The sequence below is a fragment of the Streptomyces zagrosensis genome, assembly GCF_014203645.1.
GTDB classification, from domain to species: domain Bacteria; phylum Actinomycetota; class Actinomycetes; order Streptomycetales; family Streptomycetaceae; genus Streptomyces; species Streptomyces zagrosensis.
Genome location: NZ_JACHJL010000010.1, coordinates 250,753 through 275,524, shown reverse-complemented (window position 1 = coordinate 275,524; position 24,772 = coordinate 250,753). Strand labels below are relative to the sequence as shown.

General features: G+C 72.8%; 24 protein-coding genes. 6 read left to right on the top strand and 18 right to left on the bottom strand.

Features of this window, described 5'->3' with window-relative positions; genetic code table 11:
* Positions 1 to 20 precede the first annotated feature (20 nt).
* From FHS42_RS20340 to FHS42_RS20280, 13 genes are all read right to left on the bottom strand, one after another.
* Complete coding sequence (locus FHS42_RS20340; RefSeq protein WP_184574048.1) at positions 21 to 959, bottom strand: glycosyltransferase family 2 protein; 939 nt, start codon at positions 957 to 959, stop codon at positions 21 to 23.
* Positions 960 to 994: 35 nt separating this feature from the next.
* Positions 995 to 2,035 (bottom strand): glycosyltransferase family 9 protein, encoded by a 1,041-nt coding sequence (locus tag FHS42_RS20335; protein WP_184573921.1) that lies wholly within the window; start codon positions 2,033 to 2,035, stop codon positions 995 to 997.
* The gene (locus FHS42_RS20330) at positions 2,032 to 3,474 is read right to left on the bottom strand and encodes a PfkB family carbohydrate kinase (RefSeq protein WP_184573919.1); all 1,443 of its coding nucleotides are present in this window, start codon (positions 3,472 to 3,474) and stop codon (positions 2,032 to 2,034) included. Before FHS42_RS20330 ends, FHS42_RS20335 begins: the two co-directional genes overlap by 4 nt.
* Before the next feature lie 286 nt (positions 3,475 to 3,760).
* On the bottom strand, positions 3,761 to 4,405 hold the full coding sequence (locus FHS42_RS20325; RefSeq protein ID WP_184573917.1) for a D-sedoheptulose-7-phosphate isomerase: 645 nt from the start codon (positions 4,403 to 4,405) through the stop codon (positions 3,761 to 3,763).
* A gap of 123 nt (positions 4,406 to 4,528) precedes the next feature.
* Positions 4,529 to 5,770, bottom strand: coding sequence for a glycosyltransferase (locus tag FHS42_RS20320; protein WP_184573915.1), 1,242 nt, complete (start codon positions 5,768 to 5,770; stop codon positions 4,529 to 4,531).
* Complete coding sequence (locus tag FHS42_RS20315; protein ID WP_184573913.1) at positions 5,767 to 6,732, bottom strand: glycosyltransferase; 966 nt, start codon at positions 6,730 to 6,732, stop codon at positions 5,767 to 5,769. The genes FHS42_RS20320 and FHS42_RS20315 overlap by 4 nt, the downstream gene beginning before the upstream one ends.
* Positions 6,729 to 7,796 (bottom strand): glycosyltransferase family 9 protein, encoded by a 1,068-nt coding sequence (locus FHS42_RS20310; RefSeq protein ID WP_184573911.1) that lies wholly within the window; start codon positions 7,794 to 7,796, stop codon positions 6,729 to 6,731. The genes FHS42_RS20315 and FHS42_RS20310 overlap by 4 nt, the downstream gene beginning before the upstream one ends.
* Positions 7,793 to 8,482 carry a D-glycero-alpha-D-manno-heptose-1,7-bisphosphate 7-phosphatase gene (locus FHS42_RS20305; RefSeq protein WP_184573910.1) on the bottom strand — a complete coding sequence of 230 codons (690 nt, stop codon included), beginning with the start codon at positions 8,480 to 8,482 and terminating at the stop codon, positions 7,793 to 7,795. Before FHS42_RS20305 ends, FHS42_RS20310 begins: the two co-directional genes overlap by 4 nt.
* Before the next feature lie 3 nt (positions 8,483 to 8,485).
* On the bottom strand, positions 8,486 to 9,541 hold the full coding sequence (locus FHS42_RS20300; RefSeq protein ID WP_184573908.1) for a glycosyltransferase family 2 protein: 1,056 nt from the start codon (positions 9,539 to 9,541) through the stop codon (positions 8,486 to 8,488).
* A complete protein-coding gene (locus FHS42_RS20295) occupies positions 9,538 to 11,343 on the bottom strand; it encodes a carbamoyltransferase family protein (RefSeq protein WP_184573906.1) in 1,806 nt (601 codons plus the stop codon). Before FHS42_RS20295 ends, FHS42_RS20300 begins: the two co-directional genes overlap by 4 nt.
* Positions 11,344 to 11,478: 135 nt before the next feature.
* A complete protein-coding gene (locus FHS42_RS20290; RefSeq protein ID WP_184573904.1) occupies positions 11,479 to 12,441 on the bottom strand; it encodes an NAD-dependent epimerase/dehydratase family protein in 963 nt (320 codons plus the stop codon).
* A 194-nt stretch (positions 12,442 to 12,635) separates the two neighbouring features.
* The gene (locus tag FHS42_RS20285) at positions 12,636 to 13,241 is read right to left on the bottom strand and encodes a flavodoxin family protein (RefSeq protein ID WP_184573902.1); all 606 of its coding nucleotides are present in this window, start codon (positions 13,239 to 13,241) and stop codon (positions 12,636 to 12,638) included.
* Positions 13,242 to 13,596: 355 nt separating this feature from the next.
* Positions 13,597 to 13,767 (bottom strand): hypothetical protein, encoded by a 171-nt coding sequence (locus FHS42_RS20280; RefSeq protein ID WP_184574064.1) that lies wholly within the window; start codon positions 13,765 to 13,767, stop codon positions 13,597 to 13,599.
* Between the two features lie 307 nt (positions 13,768 to 14,074).
* On the opposite strand from FHS42_RS20280, the gene FHS42_RS20275 reads away from it, so the two are divergent.
* Positions 14,075 to 15,436 carry an MFS transporter gene (locus FHS42_RS20275; RefSeq protein ID WP_246495062.1) on the top strand — a complete coding sequence of 454 codons (1,362 nt, stop codon included), beginning with the start codon at positions 14,075 to 14,077 and terminating at the stop codon, positions 15,434 to 15,436.
* A gap of 107 nt (positions 15,437 to 15,543) precedes the next feature.
* On the opposite strand, the gene FHS42_RS20270 is transcribed toward FHS42_RS20275, so the two are convergent.
* The 3 genes from FHS42_RS20270 to FHS42_RS20260 all read right to left on the bottom strand — a co-directional run bounded on the left by FHS42_RS20270 (position 15,544) and on the right by FHS42_RS20260 (position 17,913).
* Positions 15,544 to 16,548, bottom strand: coding sequence for a polysaccharide pyruvyl transferase family protein (locus FHS42_RS20270; protein WP_184573900.1), 1,005 nt, complete (start codon positions 16,546 to 16,548; stop codon positions 15,544 to 15,546).
* A 45-nt stretch (positions 16,549 to 16,593) separates the two neighbouring features.
* A complete protein-coding gene (locus FHS42_RS20265) occupies positions 16,594 to 17,532 on the bottom strand; it encodes a glycosyltransferase family 2 protein (protein ID WP_184573898.1) in 939 nt (312 codons plus the stop codon).
* Between the two features lie 153 nt (positions 17,533 to 17,685).
* Complete coding sequence (locus FHS42_RS20260) at positions 17,686 to 17,913, bottom strand: DUF6480 family protein (RefSeq protein WP_184573896.1); 228 nt, start codon at positions 17,911 to 17,913, stop codon at positions 17,686 to 17,688.
* 284 nt (positions 17,914 to 18,197) lie between these two features.
* Here FHS42_RS20260 and FHS42_RS20255 point away from each other — a divergent pair, with 284 nt between their 5' ends.
* Complete coding sequence (locus FHS42_RS20255) at positions 18,198 to 18,974, top strand: acyltransferase (protein ID WP_184573894.1); 777 nt, start codon at positions 18,198 to 18,200, stop codon at positions 18,972 to 18,974.
* A 213-nt stretch (positions 18,975 to 19,187) separates the two neighbouring features.
* Here FHS42_RS20255 and FHS42_RS20250 read toward each other — a convergent pair whose 3' ends face one another.
* On the bottom strand, positions 19,188 to 20,054 hold the full coding sequence (locus FHS42_RS20250) for an EamA family transporter (RefSeq protein WP_184573892.1): 867 nt from the start codon (positions 20,052 to 20,054) through the stop codon (positions 19,188 to 19,190).
* A 101-nt stretch (positions 20,055 to 20,155) separates the two neighbouring features.
* Between FHS42_RS20250 and FHS42_RS20245 the strand changes: the two genes are divergently transcribed.
* Both FHS42_RS20245 and FHS42_RS20240 read left to right on the top strand, forming a co-directional pair.
* Entirely contained in the window at positions 20,156 to 20,728 is a 573-nt protein-coding gene (locus FHS42_RS20245; protein WP_184573890.1) for a helix-turn-helix domain-containing protein, read from the top strand.
* Between the two features lie 165 nt (positions 20,729 to 20,893).
* Positions 20,894 to 21,448 (top strand): YbaK/EbsC family protein, encoded by a 555-nt coding sequence (locus tag FHS42_RS20240; RefSeq protein WP_184574044.1) that lies wholly within the window; start codon positions 20,894 to 20,896, stop codon positions 21,446 to 21,448.
* Between the two features lie 73 nt (positions 21,449 to 21,521).
* Here the strand turns inward: FHS42_RS20240 and FHS42_RS20235 are convergent, their stop codons facing one another.
* Positions 21,522 to 21,929 (bottom strand): CoA-binding protein, encoded by a 408-nt coding sequence (locus FHS42_RS20235; protein WP_184573888.1) that lies wholly within the window; start codon positions 21,927 to 21,929, stop codon positions 21,522 to 21,524.
* Between the two features lie 127 nt (positions 21,930 to 22,056).
* On the opposite strand from FHS42_RS20235, the gene FHS42_RS20230 reads away from it, so the two are divergent.
* On the top strand, positions 22,057 to 22,731 hold the full coding sequence (locus FHS42_RS20230) for a YigZ family protein (protein ID WP_184573886.1): 675 nt from the start codon (positions 22,057 to 22,059) through the stop codon (positions 22,729 to 22,731).
* A gap of 745 nt (positions 22,732 to 23,476) precedes the next feature.
* Entirely contained in the window at positions 23,477 to 24,766 is a 1,290-nt protein-coding gene (locus FHS42_RS20225) for an exonuclease SbcCD subunit D (RefSeq protein ID WP_184573884.1), read from the top strand.
* Positions 24,767 to 24,772: the final 6 nt, after the last annotated feature.

Below are 24,772 nucleotides of genomic sequence, written 5' to 3'. Positions count from 1 at the left end.
GCTGCGTACGACCTCGCGCTTCATCGACCGCGCTCCAGTAGCCGTACTCGGCGCTCCACCCGAGGTGGCAGCCGGCGGCGGCGGGCGAGCGCCGCGGGCAGCCGCTGGGCGGCCTCCCGCAGCGCCGCCCTCGCCTCCGCGTCCCGGCGGCAGTCCGCCATCAGCCTCGCCGTCTGCCCGACGGCATGCCGCAGCGGGCGCCGCAGCCACGCCGTCAGCACCTCGTTGCGGCGCACCCGCACCGTGCGTCCCAGGCGGGGCTGCTCGTCCGGGTGGTGCCGGGCGATGACGTCGGGGCAGTGTGCGACGCCCCAGTGGCGCGCGTCGAGATCGAGGGCGAGCAGCGTCTCCTCGGCGCCGAAGTGCAGCACCGGATGGAAGCCGCCCACGCTGAGGAACGCCGTACGCCGCAGCACGGCCGCGCAGGCCAAAAAGCCGAGCACGCCGGGGCCTGGCAGGTCCGGGTCGCGGCCGAGCGGCGAGTTCAGCAGGGCGTCGTTGAGCGGGTCGGGAAGCCCGTGCGGGCCCACCCGGGTGGCGGCGGCGATCAACGCCAACCGCGGGTGGGCATCGAGTAGGTCGGCCGCCCTGCGCAGCGCGCCAGGCTCCCACCAGGAGTCGTCGTCGCTGAAGGCCACATAGGGGGTGGTGAGCGCGGCGGCGCCGTGGGTACGGCCCACGGCGCCGAGGTTGCGCCCCGGGCACACCAGGCGCACCTGCGGAAAGTCGCGCCGTACGGCGTCGGCGGTGCCATCTGTTGAGCCGTTGTCCACCACGACCACCGGCGGCCGTTCGGGCAGTTCCCGCAACTGCCGCAGGGTGCCGAGCAGGCTCGCCCGACGGTTGCGGGTGATCACGACCACGCCTACCCGGGGGGCCTCTCCCCTCGCGTGTTCCCTCGTGGGCTTCGTCGCGTTCTGCGCCGTGCTTGCTGGCGGGGGCTGTGTCGCGGGCTTCATCGCGCCGGCTGTGCTCGGTGGTGTGGCGTCGTGCGTCATGGTGCCGCCTGCGGTACGAGGGGACGGTGTGGGCCGCTGGCGCGCGAGAGCGCGCGTACCGCGTCGATCACCTCGTCCGAGTTGATCCGCAGCAGTCGCTCATCTGGCCGCTCGCCGTGTGCGTCGCCGGGCCGGGCCGGGTCGGTGGAGCCCGGGGCGCCCCCGGGGAGGTCGGGATGCCACAGGGCCCGGTGGCGCGGCGAGCGCGGCGGTCCCCACAGCCGGGGCGCGACGGGGCCGAACAGCACGACGGACGGCGTACCCAGCGCGGTGGCCAGGTGGGCTAGGCCCGTGTCGCCGACGACGACCGCGTGGGCGGCGGCCACCAATGCGGCGAGGTGGTCGAACGGCACGTCTGCGGCCCCGCCGAACACCGCGTCCGGCGCGAGGCCCGCTCGCGCGGCGACCTCCGCGGCGAGCGGCGCCTCGCCCGCGCCCGCGGTGATGACGACGCGATGGCCGTCCGCGCACAGCGCGCGGGCGACGGCCGCGAACCGATCCGGCGGCCAGCGGCGGGCCGCGGCGTCCGCCCCGGGGTGCACCACCACCGCACCGGCGGCCGGCGAGGGGATGGAGGGCGCGGGCAGTGACAGGTCGTCGGGGTCGGCAGGGAACCCGTACCAGGCCAGCAGCCTGCACCAGCGGTGCCGTTCGTGCTCGTCGGGCCGCCATTCAGGGCCGCGGAGATGTGGCGTTTGGGGGTGCGCGTACGCGAGGAGTCGGCCCGGGCGCAATCGATCGAGCAGGAGATGGCTGGGCGGGCCATTGCCGTGCAGATCGACCGCGACATCGGGCGGCGGCCCGCTCCAGTCGAGGCGGCAGGGCACCGCACGGCCGGCCGCGGTGGTGGGCAGCAGGTGATCGACGAGCCCGGTGGCGGTGGCCGCGTCGGCCAGTCGGGCGGGTGCGGCGAGCACCAGGTCATGGTCGGGTAGGCCCCGCCGCAGCGCCCGTAGCGCGGGGATAGCGGTCAACAGATCACCGAAACCCAGGGCGCGCAGCACCAGCACCCGGTCCCGGTCGCCGGGCCCGGTCATCGGCGGCGCTCTCCCACGTCGGCGCGGGCGGCTGACTCGCCGGCTGACCGCGCGGCCCATCGGGCGGCTGACCGGGCAGCCCGATCCGCGAGTGAGGTGGTGGAGCGGCCGTTGAGATAGGGCAGCACCAGCGCCTGACCGCCCCATTCGCGCAGCGCGGCGGCCTCGGGGAGGGCATCGACCGAGTAGTCGCCGCCCTTGACCCACACATCGGGCCGCAGTTTGCGCAGCAGCGGCTCGGGAGTGTGCTCACCGAACACGGCGACGGCGTCCACGCTGCCAAGCCCCGACAGCACCCGCACCCGATCGGCTACGGGCGTCAGCGGGCGCCCCGGGCCCTTGAGTTGGGCGATGGACTCATCGGAGTTGACGCACACAATGAGGCAGTCTCCTATCCTGCGTGCGCTCTCCAAGAGCCCCACGTGTCCGGCATGCAGCAGGTCGAAGCAGCCGCCCGTGGCGACCACCGTGCCGCCGGCGGCACGTACGGAAGCTGCCAACGCGAAGGCGTCCATGGCCTCCGACGCGGGAACAGCGGGCGCCGGCGCGGCCCGCCACAGGGCGCGGTCGCCCGCGCCACCCGCGGCGACGAATGCCGCCGCCTCCGCGACTCCTCGCTGTACGGCTTCTTCCGGAAGGGCGCCGTCCGCGAGCGCGGCGGCCGTAGAGGCCGCGAAGCGGTCGCCGGCCCCACAGGGATCGCCGCTGGCCCGGTACGGAGCGGGCACCAGCATCGGCCGCTCGCTGCCCGCCTGGACCAAGAGCGCCCCGCGGTCGCCGAGCGTGATGGCCACGGCCGCCGCGTGCCAGCGGTTCGCCAGCCAAGCGCCCCGCGCGGCGTCGGCGCGCAGCGACGCGTCATCGTGGGGGCTGAGCGCACGGGCCTCTGCCGCGTTGGGCGTCACCAACCGCGCCCCGGGGACGGGCGCCGCGCCGCGCGGATGCGGGTCCCACAGCAGCGGCGCCCGGAACGCGGCCTGGCCCAGTTCGCGGCGTACGGCATCGGCGGTGCCCCGGCCGTAGTCGGCGACCAGCAGGGTGTGGCCGCTGGCCAGTACGGAGCGCACCGCCTCATCGGGCGCCCCGCAACTGCCTCCGCCCCGGTCGATCCGTACCAGCGGACGCCCGGCCGCGCGCACCCGGGTCTTGACCGGAAGCGTTCCGTGCAGGGGGAGCTCCACCAACTGGACCCGGTCGGCGAGGGCCGCTCGTACGGTGTCGCTGGCCGGGTCGTCGCCGAGCGCGGTGACCAGCACGACCTCCCGGCCATCGCGGGCGGCCAGGATCGCGGCGAGACCGGCCCCACCGGGATGGCTGTGGTCATCGTGCACCTCGACCACGGGTGCCGGGGCGTCCGGGGCCAGTCGGTGGGCGTCGCCGTCCACGTCCTGGTCGAGCAGGACGTCACCGACGACGACGAGCGGCTGACGCGTGTTCACGAATACCTCCCTAGCGCTGTGCTGAGGTAGCCGGCACTCGGGCCGGAACCGCCACTGTGGTGCCATAGTGGCCTTATTTGTTGCGTTTTGCCCGATGTGTGCGGGACTGTCGGCGTCACCATGGGGCTCGCGACAGCGCGCGGGCGCCGCGGCTGGGTCCTCACACAGGCCCCCAGAAGGGCCCCCACGAAGGCCCCCAGAACGGCCCCCACAAGGGCCCCCGCGAAGGCCCTCAAGGCGGCCCTCCAGACGGCCGCCGCGGTGCTGGTCGAAGGGGCCGTCGGCGTCACAACGGGTGCTCCCGCCGGGCCCTGGCCGCTTCCAGAGCGGAGCCCGCGGTGGTCGTGGTAGCGCGGGGCGTACGCAGGGCATCGAAGCTCTCGCACAGCAGATGCACCGCCACCAAATGGGCCTCCTGCACCGTCGCGGTGTTGTCCGCCTCCACGCATATGGCCTCGTGCGCGGCGCTGGCCAGCGGGTTCGGCGCCGGGCCCGTCAGCGCCCACACCCGCAACCCCGCGGCCCGGCCGGTCTCTGCCGCGGTCAGCAGGTTGCGGCTGCGGCCCGATGTGGACAGCAGCAACAGCACATCACCCGGGCGGCCGTGCGCCGCGACCTGCCGCGCGAAGATCCGCTCGAAGCCGTAGTCGTTGCCGATGGCGGTGACACTGGAGGTGTCGGCGTGCAGCGCGATGGCGGAGTAGGCGGGGCGCTCCTGCCGATAGCGGCCCACCAGTTCGGCGGTCAGATGCTGCGCCTGGGCGGCGCTGCCGCCGTTTCCCGCGGCCAGCAGCCGCCCGCCGATCGGCAGGACGGTGGCGAGTTGACTGCCCCAGTTGGCGACGTCCCTGATGCCGCTGCGCCGAAAGCGGCGCAGCGCGTCCTGGAGGGACTGGCAGTGGTGGTGTGCGGCATCGTGCACATCGCTCATGGCGGGTCGGGCGGTCGCGCGTGGTGGACGGCGACTTCGCCCGCGCCTCCCTTCGCTCTCGTAACTTCGCTCGTGGTGCTGCATCGCCACTCGGCGGGCGCGGAAAAGTCCAGTTCAGCCAGGTCAGGCCGGTTCGGTGACGGCCGCCGGGCGCCGCGCCACGACCTCTTGGTAAACCGCCTCGGTGGATGCGGCCACCCGGCCCCAGCCGTACCGGGTCAGCACCCGGCGTCGCCCGGCTGCCCCGCAAGCGGCACGCTGGGCGGGGTTCTCCAGCAGTGCGGCGGTAGCGCGCGCCAGCGCCGCCGGGTCGCTCGGCGGTACGAGGCGACCGGTTCCCGGGTCGGCCACGGTGTCGAGTTGGCCGCCGACGGCGCTGGCCACCACCGGCGTGCCGCACCCCATGGCCTCCAACGGCACGATGCCAAACGGCTCATAGTCCGCCGGGCACAGCACCACATCGGCGGCGCGCAGCAGCGGGGGCACCTCTTCGCAGGGGACACCGCCAAGGAAGCGCACCCGATCCCCGACCCCGGCCGCGCGGGCCAGTGCCCGCAGCCGGCGCACCTCCGGTTCCTGGTCGATCAGTTCGGGGGGTGGGCCGCCGGCGATGAGGAGTTCGGCATCCGGCAGCCAGGGCAGTGCGGCAATGGAGACGGCGGCACCCTTGCGCGGCACCAGGCGGCCCACCTGGAGCAGCAGTTGGCGGCACCCGCCGCGGTCGGCGGCCCGTCCCCAGGGGGCGAAGCGGTCGGTGTCCACACCACAGGGCACCACCGTCACCCGGTGTGCGGGTACGCCCATCTCCGCGAGTTCGGCGACTTCGTCCCGGCAGGTGGCGATGACCCGGTCACAGCGCTCGCCGACCTCGGTCTCGCAACTGATGCGCTCCGCCGGGCTGGTGTCGGAGCTGCGTTGGTGGCGGCGCTTGACGGTGCCGAGCGCATGGTACGTATGCGCCAGCGGGAGGTCCAGCTCGCGGCAGGCGGACAGGGCGGCCACCCCGGACATCCAAAAGTGGGAGTGCACCACGTCCGGTGGTCGAGCCTGCCACTCGCCCACCAGGAAGCGGCCGAACTCGGCCATGTACGGCAGGAGTTCGTCCTTGGGGAGCTGCCAGGTGGGTCCGGCCGGAACGTGCCGCACCTCGACGCCTGGGCGTGAGACGACCCGGTCGGGAAGGTCGGGCGCGTCCTTGCGGGTGTAGACGGTGACCCGGTGGCCCCGCTGGGCGAGGGCCGCCGCCAGATGGGCGACGTGGACGTTTTGGCCGCCGGCGTCCACGCCACCGAGCACCGCGAGGGGACTCGCATGCTCCGAGACGAGCGCGATGGACAGCCCACTGGCCTGCTTCACGATGGTCATCCCGCCACCTCCGCTATCAGGCGCTCCCAGTCGTAGAGGAAACGCTTGAGTCCGTACCGTGCGAGCGCTGCCCGCCGGGCGCGCGCCCCGTCCTCGGCCGCCGCGGTGGGGTCCGCGAGATAGGCGCGGGCCGCATCGGCCAGTTCCGCCGGCCGGGTGGACAGCGTCCCGGCCCCCGGCGGCACCGCCTCACATGCCTCGGTGGTGGCCAGCGCCACCACGGGCATGCCCAGGTGCATGGCCTCAAGGAGCGAGAGGCCAAGCGAGGTCCAACGCACCGGATGCAGATACAGGCGGCACGCCGCCATCGCGTCATGCAACTCGCCCTGCGGGAGATCGGCGGTGCGGCAGCGGTCGTACGACAGCCCGAGATGGGCGGCGAGCCCGTCGGTGCGCATGCCGAAGACGCTCAGCGGTGCCTTCTCGGACAGGGCAGGCAGCAGGTCCGTGCCGGTGGTGCGCCCGCGGCGGATGGGCTCGTTGACGACGACGGCGGCTCGCTCGATGTGGCCGCTGTAGCGGTGGCCGGGATCGACGATGCCGTGCTCGATGACGGTGCTACGGGTGCCCCCGCTGTCCCAGAACAACTGGTTGAAGTGGGTGACATGCACCAGGGTCAGATCATCCCGATCGGCACACGGGTGCCGAGTGTTCGGCACATCGCCGTGCGGCGCGTTGTGCTCCAGGTAGATGGCGGGAACGTCCCGGCCGGGCCGGCGCCCGCCGAGCCAGCTCTCGGCCAGCCGCGCCTCGTGCGGGCGTTGCAGGATCACCAGGTCCACGGGGTCGTCCCGAAGCTGCTCCGGAGTGCGTTCGCGCACCGTAAGGGGCCAGGGGAAGGTTTGCGCCCGGCCGAGCCCATCGGGCCCGCGGTCCTCGGTGACAGGCACCAGATAGGTGTGCGGCCCCTGTACGAACGCGGTGGTCCACGAACCGTGTACATGCCACAACAGGATGTTCATACGGTCGCCCCTCGATCGGATGCGGTGGCCCGGTCGCCGGTCGCCTGGGCCCGGCGGCCGGACACCGCCGCGACGGCGGACAGCACGGCGGCATCGCTCACCCCGTCCAAACAGGGGTGACCGCGCACCGGACACCGGCGTGCCCGGGTACCCGCACACGGTGCGTCCTGCTGCCCGAGCAGCACATGCGGCACTCCGTAAGGCCGCCACAGCGGTGCGGGCACCACGGGCGCGAACAGGCAGACGACGGGCGTGCCGACCGCGGCGGCCAGATGCGCGGGCCCGGTGTTGCCGACGACGGCGACCTGCGCCCCGGCCAGCACTCCGGCCAGTTGCCGCAAGTCCGTGCGGCCACCGAGGTCGAGCGAGTGGTCCCCCGCGACCCGAGCGGTCAGCGCCTTCTCGCCCGGACCACCGGTGACCACCAGCCGGTGCCCGGCCGCGGCCAGCGCGGCGGCGGCCCGCGCGGCGCGCTCAGGGCCGAACGCCCGGGCCGGCACCGCGGCGCCGGGATGGAAGACCACATAGGGCCGGGTGCCGGTGAGCGACGCGGTGGCGGGCGGCGTCGTGACGCGTAGGCCACCGTCGTCCCCGGGCGGCAGCCGAAAACCCGCCGCGCGGGCCAGCTCAAGCGCCGCCGCCGCCTCATGCCGCTGCGGCGCCCGGTGGTGGCGCAGATCAAGGAGCGCGCCCGGATAGTCCACGCTGTCCGCCGCCGTCCACCCCACGCCCGCCAGCCGCAGCAGCAGCGCGGCGGGCAGCGGACTTTGGTGGTACGAGACGAGGATTAGCGCCCGGTCGAAGCGGCGCGCGGCCAGCGCATCCACCAGGCCATCCGTGGCCCGCCTGGACACCGGTGGCGGGTCCAGGCCCACCCAGGGCGCATCGTGCACCAAGACCTCATCAACGCCGGGCAGCAGGCGCGCGGCCTGCTCTCCTTGGGGGCCGCACAGCAGCGCCGTATGCGCGGAACCGGCCGCAGCGGCCCGTACCGCGGGCCCGGCCAGCAAAACGTCTCCGGCGCTGTCCAGCCGGACGATGACGGTGCGGGGGGCGGCCGTCATACGGGCCCTCCCGGGGTCTGCGCCGAGCAGACGAGCAGCCGTACCGCCGCCAACACGTCGCTCGCCCGCTCGTTGGCCGCTGCCGTCTCGGCCGGCAGCGTGACGGGGTTGGGCACCAAGATGCCGCGTGCCCCGGCGGCGTGGGCCGCCGCCAAGTCCGCGCCGATGTCCCCGATCACCACCGCGTGAGCGGGGTCGGCCCCCAGCCGCTCGCAGGCGGCCAGCACCAGGCCGGGGGCGGGCTTACGACACGCACAGCCGTCACCCGGCCCATGCGGGCACACCGCCCACACATCGAACGGGCCAAGGAACTCCTCCACCCGCTCCTGCACCGCCGCCACCTGCGCGCGCGTCAGCAGCCCGCGCGCCACGCCCGACTGGTTGCTGACCACCCCCACCGGGACGCCGAGGGCACGCACGGTGTCCACGGCGGCGCGGGCGCCCGGCATCGGGCGTACCTGCTGCGGATCGCCGTTGTAGGGCACATCGACCACCAGGGTGCCGTCCCGATCGAACAGCACCGCCTGCGGTAGTCGGCTGCCACCTTCCTTTGGTTTCTGTGGTTCTTGTGGTTCCTGACGCGGCGGGCGGGTGGGCGGCACCTCCGCGCGGGTGGTGATCCAGGGCCCGGCGGCCGATGGCGGCGTGCGGCCCGCCCCGTTTGATGTGCGCGTGTGGGCGTCCATCGGCTACACCCGCTCGATGAGGGGCTCGGTGGGCTCGTACGCGGCGGTGGGCGGCCGGCCCGGGGGCAGCGGTCGCACCTCGCGATGTCGCACGAGACCACGCAGCCAGTGCCAACTGGCCAGCGGCGGAATGAGCGGGCTGGTCAACACCATCGTGGCCAACTCCGCGCGCGAGCGCGGCCCGGGCGCGACGCGGGCCCACGCGAACTCGGCGGTTCCGGCCGCCCACAGGGCCGCGCACCCGGCCGCCGCGCGACCTCGCCCCGCCAGGGCGCAGGCCACCGAGGCCACCGCCGCGCCGGTCACCGCGAGATGAGCGGGGCGCCTGCCGCGCGGCGCATCCGCCCGATACCACCAGGAGCGGCCGTGCCGGCGAGTCATCAACACGTCGTCGGCGTTGCCGGCCTGCGCACGCACCGACACCCAGCGGTCGGCGGGGCGTACCGGATGCGTGGTCAGCCGGCGGCCGGCGGCCATTTCCCATCCCGCCGCGAGCAACCGCAGGGCCAGATCCGCGTCCTCCCGAAAGGCGCGCCGAAAAGCCTCGTCGAAGCCGTTGACGGCGTCCAGGGCGGCCGTGCGGCAAGCCATGTCGGCGGTGATCCAGCGCGCCGTGGCCAGCCCGGCCGTGCCGCGCTCCCAGTCGGTCGGCCTGCGGTCGGCGGGCAGCGGCACGGCGATGCGGGCCGTGACCGCCGCCGTGCGCGGGCCGGCCGCCGCCAGATCGGCGGCGAGGGCTGCGGCCCAGCCGGGGGAGGGGATGACGTCGTCGTCGAGAAAGACCACCCAGGGCTCATGGACGGCCCGCCAGCCGGTGTTACGCGCTGCGGCCGGCCCCTGGCCGCAGCTGAACGCGATCTCCACTCGGTCACGGAGCGCGTCGGGCACGGCCACCGGGAGCGGTGCGCAGTCCTGGAGCGGACGGTCATCGACGAGGACGACACGACGCGGCCCCGGCTCGCCCGCTTCGGCCAGCGCCCGCAGACAGGCCGTGAGGCTGGGCCGCCCCAGGGTGGGGATGACGACCGCGTACTGCGCTGGGGCATCGGTGGCGTTCATCGGCTGTCTCCCCGGTGGGCACGGGTGGTGTAGGTGGCGGGGCGGTGCGCCATCGGGTCGGGATCGGTGGGCGGCACGTCGGCGAAGGGCATCGCTTGCCTGCCATCGGCGGTGGGGGCGTACGCACCCGGGTCCACCGAGGTCGCCGCGTCGGGCTGCTGGCCGGCGAAGAAGTCACCGCGGCGAACGATGAACGGCCCGATCGCCAGCAGATCAACCGGCGCGGACCCAAAGCACTCCAGCGCGTCGCGCGGGTCATCGACCATGGGCCGCCCCGCTGTGTTGAGGCTGGTGTTGACCACCACGGGCAGTCCCGTGTAGCGCTCGAACTCGGTGAGCATCCGGGCCACCAGCGGCTCGGTGGCCGCATCGACGGTCTGGATACGGGCGGTGCCATCCACGTGCACCACAGCGGGGATGTGCTCCCGCCACTGCGGCGCCACCTCGTGCACGAAGAGCATGTACGGGCTGGGCAACGGGCCTTCGAAAATCTCACCCGCACGCTCGGCGAGCACCATCGGTGCGACCGGCCTGAACTGCTCGCGACCCTTCACATCGTTGAGCCGCTCCAGGTTTCCCGCGTGCCCGGGGTGCGCCAGCAAGGAGCGATGCCCCAGCGCCCTGGGCCCGTACTCCGAACGGCCCTGGAACCAGGCGACGATGGCATTGTCGGCGAGGGCTTCGGCGACGGTGGCCGCGAGGTCGTCGGGGCGCTCATAGGGCACGGCCGCCGTCTTCAACCGGGCCTCAAGCTCCGCGTCCGACCAGCCGCGGCCCAGCGCGGCGCTGGCCATCGGCGCCGGCTCATCGCCGCGTTCGGCGGCCAGCAGCAACGCGCTGCCCAACGCCGTCCCGGCGTCACCCGCGGCCGGCTGGACCCACACCGAGCCGAACGGGCCCTCGCGGGCGATACGGGTATTGGCGACGCAGTTCAGGGCCACGCCGCCGGCGAGCGTGAGCACATCGTCGTGCGTGCGCCCGTGCAGCCAGCGCACCAGGTCAAGCAGCGTCTCCTCCAGACACTCCTGCGCGCTGGCGGCTGCGTCCGCGTGCTCCTGGGTCCACGCCTCATCCCGGCCGCGGGGCGGGCACAACTCGCTCCAGGGCACGCCTGCCGCGCGGAACCCGCCATCGCCGGTGGGGTGCACGTACCGGCGCAGTTCGCTGAGCATCCGCGGCCGGCCGTGCGAGGCGAGCGCCATCACCTTGAACTCGTCCGACGAGCGCAGAAAGCCGAGGTGTTCGGTCAACTCCTCATAGACCAGGCCAAGGGAGTGCGGCAACTCCTGCCCGTACAAGGGTTCAAGGAGGTCGCCGACGCGGCGCGCGGCCAGGTGCGAGGTCCGCTCTCCACGGCCGTCGAGGACCAGGACGGAAGACGATTCGGCGCCCGGAGCGCCGAACGCGCTGGAGGCCGCGTGCGCCATGTGGTGCGGGACGAACTGCACGATGTCCGGGTCGAGTCCGGGCAGTGCCGTGTGCAAGAAGTTCGGTGCCTCGCGGGCGTAGGCCAGCCGCAGGTGGTCCCACGGGTCGTCGAGCCCCAGCGTGTCGGCGGGACGGGCCAAGGACGGGTCGAACGAGTAGGCCACCGCGTCCAGGTCCTGTGGTCGCAGCCCAGCCTGCGTCAGGCACCAGGCGGCGGCCTGCCCCGGCATCTCCCACGCCGCGAAGGGCACCGGCCGCTTGCCGTGCTTGCGCCGCGAAAAGCGTTCCTCCTCGGCTGCCGCAACGGTGTGGCCGTCGATCACAAGGGCTGCCGCGGGGTCGTGGAAGAGTGCGTTGATTCCCAGAACACGCATAGGAGGTGGGCCTTTCGGCGAATGCGAGGCGGTGAACGGAAGACGGGGCGGGGATACGGGGCCGGTCGCGGAAGCGGCCAACGGGCCACAAGCGGGGGAGGTGAGGGGCCGGCGGGCCCGGCCAGCCAAGCGCGTTCAGGCGGCGAGCCGCCGGCGGAACCAGCCGATGGTGCGGCCAAGACCCTCCCTGGCGGTGATGCCGGGCTCCCACTGGAGCTTGCCGCGTGCCAGGGTGATGTCGGGGCAGCGCACGGCCGGGTCGTCGGTGGGCCGTTCGATGAAGCGGACGGTGGAGCGCGAATCGGCCAACTCCACGACGAGCTCGGCGAGTTCGAGCATGGTGATCTCGACCGGATTGCCGAGGTTGACCGGGCCGCGCAGATCGGACGCGGCGGCGGCGAGGATGCCGCGCACCGTGTCGTCCACGTAACACAGCGAACGCGTCTGCCGCCCGTCGCCGGTGACCGTGAGCGGCTCACCGGCAAGTGCCTGCCGGACAAAGGTGGGCACGGCACGGCCGTCATGGCCACGCATCCGAGGGCCATAGGTGTTGAACAGCCGGACAATGCCGGTGTCGGTGCCGTTCTCCCCTGCCTCGGCGGTGGTGAGTGCCTCACCGAACCGCTTGGCCTCGTCATACACGCTGCGCGGGCCCACGGGGTTGACGTTGCCCCAATAGTCCTCGCTCTGCGGGTGCTGCTGGGGATCGCCGTAGACCTCGGACGTCGAGGCCAGTATGAAGCGCGCCTCGTGGGTACGGGCCAAGGCGAGTGCGTTGCGCGTGCCAAGGCTGCCGGTTTCCAGCGTGTGCAGGGGCAGCCGTAGGTAGTCCGCGGGGGATGCGGGCGAGGCGAAGTGCAGCACCAGGTCCACCGGGCGCTCGACGTTCAACGGCTGGCAGGCGCTGGCCCGTTGGAAGGTGAACCCCGGGCTGCCGAGGAAGGGGGCGATGTTCTCCTGTGCCCCGGTGCTGAGGTCATCGACGCAGGTGACGTCCGTGCCGTGGTCGAGGAGTGCGGCACACAGATGTGAACCGACAAAGCCTGCCCCGCCGGTGACGACGGCGTGGCGCCAGTGGGGTGCGACAGAGGTGTTCATGCGGCCTCCTTGGGGTGCCCCTGGGCAACCGGCCGGTGGCTGTTGGCCGGGCCGGGCTGGGTGCTCGTGGTGCCTGTGCCTCCGCTCGAAGTTCCCGAATAGACCGGGACCAAACGGTCATCATCGTGGCACGGTTGGACGCGGCTCGCGACATCGCCAAGGGTGGGCCCCTCGGCTGCGCGGGCGGCGGGGGGTTACGAGGGCGGCGCGCCCAGTGGTCGTGCGGCCAGCGCCTCGGCTACTCCGATCAGGTTCGCGGCCATGGCCTTACCGGTCGAGCGCGACCAGTCGTGGCCGCGCTCGTCATCCAGGAAGTCGGGCCCGGGGCCTGGACCCAGATGCCAGTACGTCCACGCCTGGCCGGGCACCGTGAACCCGATGTCTCCCAGCGCCCCGTTGATCTCGCTGATCACGTGGTGGGCGCCGTCCTCGTTTCCCGTCACCACGACCCCGGCGACCCGGTTGAACGCCACCGGGCGGCCCTCGTCGTCGGTCTCGCTCAGCATGGCGTCCATCCGCTCCAGGACCCGCTGGGCCACCGATGAGGGGCGCCCGAGCCAGGTCGGCGAGGCGATGATGAGGATTTCGGATTCAAGGATCTTTCGGTGCACGGCCGGCCATTCGTCGCCGCCGCCCATGTCCGATTCGACGCCGGGTGTCAGTTGCAGGTCAACCGCACGTACGACGTCGGAAGTGGCGCCCCGGCGGGCGAGCTCAGCGACGACGACGGCGGCGAGGGCCTCGGTGTTCGAGGGCTCGGGGGTCGGCTTGAGGGTGCAGTTGATCACGAGAGCGCGCATAAGAGGCGGAGTACCCGCGTCACACGATTCACACGGGGCGAGTGGGTGAGTCACTCGGTGCACGGCCTCGTACGCGGCGCGTGTACGCGTGTGCGCGCGGCCGTGTGGGGAGGCTGCGGTTACGCGGCGGTCTGGTGGGGCGGGGCATCACCGCGGCGGTCTGGTGCGGAGTGGGTGAGCGGAGCCGATCGCGGGCTCGGGGTGCTGGTGTACGGCGCCGGCCATCGGCCCCGAGGAGCCTCCCGCGCGCTCGATTGAGGCCCTGTGAGCAGCCCTGTGAGCAAGGGCACGCAGTCGGCACAGCCCTTGGGGCGCAAGGCATTCAGCGCTACCGCCTACGAGAGGGAGGCCCCCGTCACAGCGTCCGGCCGCAGCCGTCTGTGACGATGGGGCCCTTGCTGAGCGCGGTGGACCCGATGACGTCCCTCTGCCGGCCCAGTAGCGAGGGCCCGGCTGCGGCCATGACCGCCTGGTGCGGGCACTCCTCCTCACTGAGTCCGTTTTCCGAGCCTGCTGGGCTCTTCACGAAACGTGTCGCTTTGCCTTTTTCGCTGTCTGTCCTGAACCGCGTGCCCGCGCCAGCCCCGGCGCCCGACGTGGCCCCCGCCCCCGGCTCCACGATCACCCCGGAGCCCACCGCTACTGCGGGAAGTACCGCTACTGCGGGAAGTACCGCTACCGCGGAAAGCACCGCCGCCACTGAGTCCGCCACCGCTGCCCCGGCCGTTCCCGCCCAGGGCATCACGCGCGCTCTGGGCTGGATCACGCCGCGCCGCCGCAAGGCCGCCGCGGACAGCGACCGCGCGCCGTGGCGCTGCCTGCGCTACCCGAGCATGCGCTGGTGGTCGCTGGCCAACCTGGTCTCCAACGCCGGTACCTGGATGCAGCTCACGGTGCAAAACCTGCTGGTACTCCAGATCACCGGCTCCGCCGTCGCCACCGGTCTCTCCCTTTCGGCGCAGGCCGGGCCCGGGCTCTTGCTCGGCCTGTTCGGCGGTGCGGCGGTGGACCGCTGGCCGCGGAAGGTCACCGCGGGCATCAGCCAGGCCGTGCTGGGCGCCGTGGCCTTCGCCACCGCGGCACTGGTCGCCTTCGACCAGCTCAACATGGGTCTGCTGCTCGGTCTCGCGGTCGTCACCGGCCTCATCGCCACCATCGACGGCCCGGCGACCGCCCTGCTCGGCAATGACCTCGTCGCAACCAAGGACGTACCTTCCGCCATCGCGCTCGGGTCGGTGGTGCACAGCGTCGGCCGCCTCGCGGGTACGGCAGCGGCCGGTGTGGCGATCGGCGTCTTCGGTACGGCGGCGGCCTATGTGACCAACGGTCTGTCGTTCCTCTTCGTCGCCACCGTCATCCCCTTCCTGCGCTTCGCGCCGACCGAGTCCCGCGTGGTCACCGGCGCGGCGAGCGGGCAGCAGACGGCCCAGGCCGTGGCTACGGAGGATGCGACGGCTGCGGAAGCCGCGGCCCAGGAGCGTGCGGCGGCCGGCATGAGCGCCCGCGAAGGGCTGTCCTTCTTCCTGCGCCGGCCGCGCCTGGTGGCGCTGGCCGCGATCACCGGCCTCGGCGCGATCTTCGGCCGTAACTACGGTCTGACCCTCGCGGTGCTCGTCACTGGCGCGCTCCACGGCAGCGCTGCCGAGTTCGGGACGGTTTCCACCGTCCTCGCCGTTGGCGGCATCGCGGGCGCGGTGCTGGCTGGGCGGCTGCGCAACCCCTCCGTACGGCTCGTCGGCATCTTGACGGCCGCCGGTGCGCTGCTCCAGGTCGCCGCGGGGCTGTCGCCCTCGCTGTTGTGGCTGCTCCTGCTGGTGCTGCCGATGGCCGTGGTGGAGTCCGTATCGGACACCGCCGGCACCACCGTCTTGCAGACCGACCCCCCGGCGTACATGCGCGGTCGGGTGCTGGGCGTGTGGCGTAGCGCCAGCACCGGCTGGGGTCTGGTGGGCCCGCCACTGCTCGGCCTGCTCATGGAGTTCGCCGGTGCGCGGGGCGCGCTCGTCGTCGGCGGACTGATCGTCGCTGGTGCGGTGGGGGCCGGCAGGCTGCTGAGCCCGCGTCTGTTGCGGACGGCGGCGGCCCGCCCGACGGCGGCCCAGGCCACGGAGCCGTACGTCCCGACGCCCCTGGCGCCGGCCGCTGTGGAGGCCCGTCCGGTGGCAGCCGACCCGGTGCTGGTGCCGGCCGCCTGAGCGCGCCGGCCGGGGCGGGCCAGCCGCCCGCCCCGGCCCTATGGCCCTCCCGCGCGGGCCCTGGCCCGGCCCTGCTGCCGGCCGCCCTTGCCGATCAACCCTGTCGATCACCCCTCCCGACCGGCGGCGGCGTCCGCATGCCCCAGGTGCCGCAACAGGTCGGCCAGCAATCCAGCTCCACCCGGCCGGTCGGCCAGCAGCTCAGCCCCGCCCGACCGGGCGGTGGCATGCCTGGCCTGCCGGGCGGCGACCTCGCGGGCCCGTTCGCGGCCCTGCGAGGTGAGGCACCACGCCAGGGCCCGGTCCAGCTCCGCTGGTCGGGCGTCTTCGCTCGGCAGCACCATGGGCCAGTCAAGGGCGGACGCCTGAGCGCTGACCTTCGCGCCGCCCGCCACCGGATCGACGGCCAGCACGGGGGTTTCGGCCCGCAGCGCGAGCACCAGACCGTGCAGCCGAGTGGTCACCACGGCATCGAGCCGGGAGAAGACGGCGTGCAACTGGTCGGGTGTGGCGGGCAGCCGCCAGTCACGCGTGTCGAGCCGGGTGTCGAGCGGCAACCGGGCGGCGTCTAGCCCGCCCAGCCATTCCTGTACGGTCTGCGCCACCTCGCCATGTCGACGCCGGGTGCCGTACTCGTGCTGGCCCTCGGTCAGCACGACGCCGAGCAGCGGCACGGCGCCGGGTGGCGGCGCGCGCAGGCTTAGATCGGGAGCGCTCACCGACTGCCCGGCCCCGTCCCGGGCCAGCAGCACATCGAACCCGGTGACGGCTGGATCGGCCGGGTCGATCACGGAGACCCCCACGGCGATTCGGCGGCAGTTCGCGAAGCGGCGGTGCAGCTCGCACAGCGGAGCGCCGGCCTCGTGCCCGGGAGGACGCCGGGAGTGTATGGGGCCACAGGCGAATACCAGATGCGTGTACGCGGCGGGATCGGTGTTCTCCAGGCGCAGCCCGTCCGGCCGGAAGACCGGTGACCAGGCGGTGTCGCAGGGGATCGACGCGCTGCGCAACGCGTCTCGCACGGCGTCGGCGGCCAGCATGTCGCCCGCGGTGACCTCGCCGTGCAAAAAACTGAACCAGCCGGTGAGCAGGACACGAGTCACGTGGGTCATCTCCTGTCGGCCGCTGGGGGCCGTGCTGCGGGGGTGGGGGGTCGCTCAGCCGACGTAGCGGCGAGCCGACGAGGCGTTCTGCGGCGCCTCCAGGAGCGCCAGGCGGTGCTCGACCGCGGACGGCAGCGGGCGGCGCTCGCGTACCACCCAGGGCAGCCCCGCGATGGCCTCCGCGAAGGCCCGCACGGACGTCACATCGCGTGGCACCGTGGCCGCGAGATGGACGGTACGGCGCAACGCGGCCGGGCCCGAGCGGCGCAACCAGTTGAACCACAGGGTGTTGCGGATGCCGTGGCGGCGGCGTAGCTGCGCGTCCCTGCTGGGAGACGGCCGGTGGTGGATCGTCAGCTCGTCGGCGTAACTGAGCCACCAGCCCTGTGCCGCGAGGTCGGCGGCGAGCAACTCCTCTTCGCCGCCGAGCCACAACCGTGGCGAGAAGCCGCCGGCTGCGCGGAAGGCGTCGGCGCGCAGCACGGTGGCCGCGGCGAGAAAGGAGCCGAGTGCCGGGCCTGGCAGCCACTCGGGGCCCGTCAGCGGCGAGTCGCGCAGCTCCCGGACGATGGGGTCCTCGAAGGGCACGTCCGGTGGCTGCGACCCGCCACCCAGCGTCGTGAGCGGCGGCGTGTGCACGACGATGCGCGCGGTGACCGAGGCGAGCCGCGGATGCGCGTCCAGTAGGTCTGCGGCGACCGACAAGGAGCCGGGTTCCCACCAGGAGTCGTCGTCACAGAAGGCCAGATGCGGTGTGGTGACCAGGCGGGCGGCGAGATTGCGGCCGACCGCGCCCAGGTTGCGGCCGGGCGTCAGCAGCCGTACCCCCGGGTGGTGGGCCCGTACCGCCGCCGCCGTGCCGTCGGTTGACGCGTTATCGACCACGATCACCGGTGGCCGCTCCGGCAGCGCGGCGAGCCGTTGCAATGTGTGCAGCAGCTCGGCGCGGCGATTGTGGGTGATCACGACGACGGTGGTACGAGGATCGCTCATGGCGGGTCCTTAAGCGTCTGGGGTGCCTCTCGGATGCGTCTTGAGGTACGTCGGTGAGTACGGCTTGCTGCCCTTCGGTCGCGGCAGCAAGCCGTAAGCCGCAGTCTCACGGCGGCGGCAAGCGCAGTCTCACGGTGGCGGCCGGGCGCGGTGTCACAGCAGCACGATCCGGGCGATGAAGTAGATCACCGCCGCAAGGGCCAGCAGACCGATGATGAACACCGGGGCCTTGGCCCAACCGGTCGTCGGGTTGTGCGTCTCCTCTGGGCCCGCGTCGGGGGTGCTGCCCTCGGCGGGCGGTGTCTCACCTGGCGGCACCGACCCACCGGGTTCAAGGCCCGTTGTCCGGTCCGGGTCCGGGTCCGGGTTCTTGTTGTCCATGCCCTACGAGTAGACGGGCCGGGCGATTTTCACACCTGTCCCTCGATGTCCCTTGCGCACGCCCACCGCACACCGGCCGAAACGGCTCGCCGCGGGCTTCTTCGGGCGCTCGTACGGGCCTATGGCGCATAGCCCCATCCGGCCGGTTTCGGCCGGACCCGGACGCCGCGGCCGAATGAGCCCCCCGCGCGTGCCAGGCGCCCGGTAGCTCCGTCGCCCGGCGTGCGGGAAAGATCACAGGGGGCGACCCGAACGAGGTGGCTACCGGTGAGTACCGTGGGCGGGTGCCGATACCTCACAACGTGTTCTCCTCGCTCGGCGCCTGGCGGCGGCGCGCCACCTCACGCGCGGTCCACCGCGGGTGGCGCTGGGTGCAGCAGTCCGGCGCGGTGACCGCGGACCGCCCCGGCCCCTACCGATTCCGCCGGATCGGCCCCGGCACCCGGCTGGCGTTTCCGCTCGGCACGGTGTTCGGCGAGGAATGGATCGAACTGGGCGACCACTGCGTGATCGGCGAGGGCGTCACGCTGGCCGCGGGCATGCTGCCGGGCCTGGACCTGGGACCCGAGACGGTGCTGCGGGTGGGGCACGGCGTGGTCCTTGGCCGGGGCACGCACGTGGTGGCATCGGTGCCGGTGGAGTTCGGGCGCGACGTCTTTTGCGGTCCGTACGTCTATGTCACCAGCGACAACCACGCCTACGACGACCCGGCGCAACCGATAGGCAAACAGTGGCCGCGCAGCGCGCCGGTTTCCATCGGGGCGGGGAGCTGGCTCGGCGCCGGGGCGGTGATCTTGCCGGGTGCCCGCCTCGGCCGCAACGTGGTGGTCGCAGCCGGCGCGGTGGTACGGGGCGAAGTGCCCGATCATGCGGTGGTGGCCGGCGCGCCCGCCAAGGTCGTACGCCGCTGGGACGCGGATGCGGGCTGGCAGCCGCCGCTGCGTACGCCCGCTCCGATGCCGGTCCCGGAGGGGGTCACCCACGAGCAACTGCTGGCGCTCGGCGTCCTGCCGCCTGCGACCGCGCCGCCCGGCACACTGGACCTGACGGCGGACCGCTGAGCACACACCGTCCGGGAGCGCGCTGCTCATGGCGGACCGCCCTCGGGGGATTGATCGCCGTGCGCGGTGCGTCGAGGGAGGCCATGAGGTGAAGCAGCGTCAGTTGCGCGTGGTGCTCGCCATCGCCGTGGCGCTGAACGGCATTGCGCTGCTGGTCTGGTACCTGCGGCAGGGCTGAGGCGGCGGCCCGGCGCGGTCCCAGCCGGCCCGACCCTAACCGCTGGTCAGCAGTATCGTGCCGATCAGCGCGAGCCCCGCGCCCGCCGTTTGCGACACATGCATGCGTTCGCGCAGCAGTCCCCGGGCCGCGAGTGCGGTCACCACCGGATAGAGCGAGGCCAGCACGGCGGCGACCGTGACAGGGCCATGCTGGGCGGCGATGGCGTAGGTGCCGTTGGCCGCTACATCGGCGAGCCCGACGAAGGCCAGCGCGGGCAGCGACGCGTAGATCGCATGCCTGCCGCCCTCGGGAAGCGCCTTGCCTCCCCGACGTACGGAGACCGCCAGTGCGGCACCGCCGATCAGCACGTTGCACACCCGCTGGACGAACAGGGCGAGAAAGAGCCCGGTGACGGTGGTGGACGCCGCGGCGATCAGTGTCATCACCGAGCCGAAGCCGAATGCGGCGATAAGGGTCAAGAGCAGTGTCTGGCGTTGCACTGCCGCGCCGCCCAGCCGAGGGTCGGAGGCGAGTACGACCCCGGCGATGGCCACCGCGATGCCCGTGAACTGGAGCGGGCCCGGCCGCTCACCAAGGGCGAGGCCCACCCCGAGCGGGACGCAGACCTGGCCGAGGGCGCCGACCGAGGAGACCACGCCCATCGGGCCGATGGCGAGGGCGCGGTAGAAGCAGAGCATGCCGATGGGGCCGATGACGCCGGCCGCCACCGCAAACCACAACCGTGGCCCGGCCTCCGACCAGCCGCCGGTGGCGATCACGATCGCGCCCAGTACCCCAACCGCGAGCCCCTGAGAGACGACCACCACGGTGAGGGCGGCGATGCGCCGGGTGAGCAGTCCGCCGCCGAAGTCGGCCAGTCCCCACATGAGGCTGGTGGCCAGCGCGAAGAGAGCGGTCATGGGGAACCTCGCAGTACCGTGGAGTGAACAGTGAAGTGCAGTGCACGGTAGTGCAACATAATGAACTCTGTCATTCAAAATAATAGACGGTTGGATAGGTTGTGACGGATCTCGATCAGCTCACGCAGTCACTCGCGCGCAACCTCAAGCGCTGGCGAGGGGAGCGCGGCTTTACCTTGGACGCCCTCGCGGCCCGTGCCGGAGTCAGCCGCGGCATGATCATTCAGATCGAGCAGGCCCGTACGAACCCCAGCGTCGGCACGACCGTGAAGCTGGCGGACGCGCTCGGCATCAGCATCACCACCCTGCTCGACCACGACCAAGGGCCGCAGGTCCGCATCGTGCCCCCGGACCAGGCGGTCCGCATGTGGTCCACCGAAGCGGGCAGTTACACAGCGCTGCTGGTGGGCACCGAGAAGCGCGGGCCGCTGGAGATGTGGGAATGGCGGCTGATGCCGGGGGAGAGCAGCGCGTCCGATCCGCATCCGCCGGGCACGGTCGAACTGCTCCATGTGACAGCCGGCGCACTGACCTTGGAGGTGGACGGCCAGTCGCATCGGCTGCCCACCGGGACGTCGGCGACATTCGAGGCCAACGTGGCACACGCGTACCGCAACGAGGGCGCCGACACCGTCGAGATGGTGATGATGGTGGCGATCCCACCGGTGGGCTGACGTCCGGCCTGCATCGGCCCGCTGTATCGGCCCGCTGCATCGCCCCGCAGCATCGGCACAGCCGCTCCATCGCGCGCTGCCCCGTCGCGCGTTGCCTGGCCTCGCCGCTCGGGTGGACACCCGACTCGCTGCCGGCACCCGGCTGTTAGCTTGGCGCGCATGAGCATGCGTACGCCCCAGGAAGCCTTTGCCGATGTCCGCCCCGTAATCGAGTGCCTGGACCTGCTGGCGCGCCCCGTCGCCGATGCGGTGCGCGGCTGGAGCGGTCCGGTGCCTGTCCGTGAACTGCTGTACGTGGACACCGACCCGGACCGGGCCGATACGGCCGTACTCGTCGAGAGCTACGGCGCCTGGCTTCTCGACGTCTCGGCGAACTGCGTCGTGGTGGCGGGCAAGCGCGGCGGCGTCGTCACCCTCGCCGCCTGTGTGGTGCTCTCCACCACACGCGTCGATGTCAACGGTGCCGCACGGCGTGAACTGGGCGCGCGCAAGGCGTCGTTCGCCGCCATGGACACGGCCATTGGCGAGAGCGGCATGGAGTTCGGCGGCATCACCCCAATCGGGCTGCCCGCCGACTGGCCGCTCCTGGTGGACGCCGCCGTCGCCGACACCCCGTACGTGCTCCTGGGCAGCGGCAGCCGTCGGGGCAAGCTCATCGTCCCGGGCAAGGCGCTGGCCGGGCTCGCCGGAGCGCAGGTGGTGGAGGGACTCGGCGTCTGAGCGCGCTGGCCACGGCCCCACACGGGGGAGCGGGGTGCGGGCGAGGTCAGGCTGAGACGCGCAGCGTCCGCGCTCAGCCCAACAGGGGTATCTCGATCGCCGGGCAGCGGTCCATGACCATGGCCACACCCGCCGCACGCGTGCGCTCGTACGCCTCCTCGTCGATGACGCCGAGCTGGAACCAGACCGCCTTGGCGCCGATGCCCACCGCCTCGTCCGCGACGGGCCCGGCCCACTGGGAGTTCACGAAGACATCCACCACATCGACCGGGAAGGGGATGTCGGACAAGGTGGCGTAACCACGCTCACCGTGCACCGTTTCCGCCTTCGGATGAACCGGCACCACGCGCTTGCCGAAGCGCTGCAACACCCGCGCCACACCGTAGGCGGCCCGGCGCTCATTGGAGGACAAGCCCACCACCGCCCAGGTGTCGCCGCTGTCCCGCAAGATTGCGCGGATCGTCTCCTCGTCTGCGTACATGCACCACTCAACCCACCGCGCCCGCCTCTCATTCCCCGCCCTCACCTGCCCGCTCCCCGCCGGCCAAGCCCCGGCCGGTCGCCGACCGCTGGCCGGACGTGCGCGGCGTGCCGCATAGGCTGGCGAGATGGCAGAGCAGTACCGCACGGTCGCCCGCGAAGGCGTGCACGAGACCGAGATCAACAAGTCCCGCTTTCGCTGTGCGCTGGCGCCCGCCGCGACCGAGCACGAGGCACAGGCGTTCATCCAGCGCATCCGCCGCGAGCACCCGACCGCCAGCCACAACTGCTTCGCCTACGTCATCGGCGCCGATGGTGGCGTACAAAAGGCCAGCGACGACGGAGAGCCCGGTGGAACCGCCGGGGCACCGATGCTTCAGATGCTGGTGCGCCGCGAGGTGCGGTACGCCGTGGCAGTCGTCACCCGCTATTACGGCGGCGTCAAGCTGGGCGCGGGCGGGCTGATCCGGGCGTACGGCGGGGTCGTCGGTGCGGCCCTGGACGCGCTTGGCACCGTCGTGCGGCAGCGGTTCCGGCTGGTCACGGTCGTCACCGACCACCAGCGGGCGGGCAAGTTGGAGAACGACCTGCGGGCCATGGGCCGAGCCGTACGAGAGGTGCGGTACGGCGAGGGCGTCACCATCGAAATCGGGCTGCCCAACGCCGAGGTGGAGGCGTTTCGGGCCTGGCTCGCGGACAGCACCGCGGGCACCGCGCGGCTAGACATCGGCGGCGAGGCATACGGCGAGGCACGCGGCGGCTCGTCGGCGGGCGGGGCTGGTGGCGCACGCGACGGCTCGTGAGCCGGTGTGCCCCGCGGTGGGGAAGGCGGCTCGGGCGCGGGGGAGCCCATCGCCGTGACCGTCCGGGCGAGGCCGTCTCCTAACCATCTCCCCAGCACGCACGCCCCCACCGCGGTCGCCGCTGCGACCCCCGCTCACCTGGGGACTCAACAGTCAACAAAAAACTCTGTGGAAAACGCACCGCCGGCGGAGCCTTGCCGGGGGCGTCGTGGCAGGCCAGGGTTCAGGGCGATCTACGCGCTACCACCGAGCCGCGCGGATGCGAGGCAGCGCGCGCACCTACGGGCTCCGGCCCCGGGGCGGAACCTGGCGCCCTGCGCGGAGCCGCGCCTTGCACGCGTACCGCCGTGCAACGCTGCACCACCAAACGAGCGCCCCGTGCCGACCACCCCCCCGCACGGGGCGCTCAATGTGTCGGCCCGATAGCGGGCCCGCCCACCGCTCGCCGCCCGAACGCCGCTGCGATCAACCGACTGCCGTTTCCCGCCAAGGCTCGCCAAGCGGCCCCGCCGAGTGCCCCCGCCGAGTGCCCCCGCGGCCGGGCCTGCGCCGCGCCTCGTCGCTCCCGCGCCGCCCGGCCGTCCGCAACCACCCGACCTCCTGTCACCTCCTCCGCCGGCTGATGGAAAACTGAGGGCCGTGAGGGGTCAGATACGCAGCGGCGTTAGCGTGGTCGCTGCGGGTCGCCGGGCCGTACCGGGTCCGGGGCAGGCGGGAGGGACAACATGCGGGGTGGAACGAGCCGTTGAGAATGCTGCATACGTCGGACTGGCATCTAGGGCGCTCCTTTCACCGGGTGAGCATGCTCGAGGCCCAGCGCGAGTTCATCGAGCATCTGGTCCGTACCGTCCACGAACGCGAGGTGGAGGCGGTCCTTGTCGCGGGTGACATCTATGACCGTGCCGTGCCGCCGCTCGCCGCGATCGAGTTGTTCGACGATGCCCTGCACCAGCTCGCGCACTGCGGCGTGCCCACCATCTTGATCTCAGGCAACCATGACTCGGCCCGGCGCGTCGGCGTCGCCTCCGGGCTGATCCAACAGGCCGGAATCCATCTGCGCACCGATCCGACGCAGTGCGGCTCACCGGTCGTGGTGCCCGACGCGCACGGCGACGTCGCCTTCTACGGGCTGCCCTACCTGGAGCCCTCCCTCGCACGCGCCGCCGTGGGCGCCAAGCGCGGCGGGCACACGGCCGTCCTTGGGGCGGCCATGGACCGCGTACGGGCCGACCTGGCCACCCGCCCCGCCGGAACCAGGTCCGTCGTCCTCGCACATGCCTTCGTCGCCGGTGGCGCCGGCAGCGACAGCGAGCGCGACATCACCGTCGGCGGCGTCGCTGCCGTGCCGGCATCGGTCTTCGACGGCGTGGACTACGTTGCCCTCGGGCACCTGCACGGCTGCCAGCGCATCTCGGAGCGGGTCCGCTACTCCGGCTCCCCACTGGCGTACTCGTTCTCCGAGACCACGCACCGCAAGTCCATGTGGCTCATCGACCTCGACGCCGACGCCGGCGTGCGAGCGGAGCGCCTGGACTGCCCCGTGCCACGCCCGCTCGCCCGCATCACGGGCCGCCTCGATGACCTGCTCAGTGACTCCCGGTACGACCCATACGAGGAGTCGTGGGTGGAGGCGACGCTCACCGACCCCGCCCGGCCGCACGAGCCGATGGCCCGTCTCACCCGCCGCTTCCCGCACGTCCTCAGCCTCGCCTTCGTACCCGAGCGCACCGAGGAAGCCTCCCACTCCTCGTACGCCCAGCGGCTGCGCGGACGTACCGATCAGCAGATCGCGGAGGACTTCGTGACCCATGTGCGCGCAGGACGGGACGCGGACGCCGCCGAGTGCGCCGTGCTCAGCGGCGCCTTCGACGACGTGCGCGCCGCAGCCGTGGGCGAGGCACTGCCCGATGGCGACACGGCCGACCGCCGCGGCGGTCGGCGCCGGGTACCCGGCATGCGCGCGGCAGGCCCCGGGGCCGGAACCGGTGGTAAAACGCCGGGTGCCGGTGTCCGCTCAGCCCATCAAGAAAGGTAGGGCCGC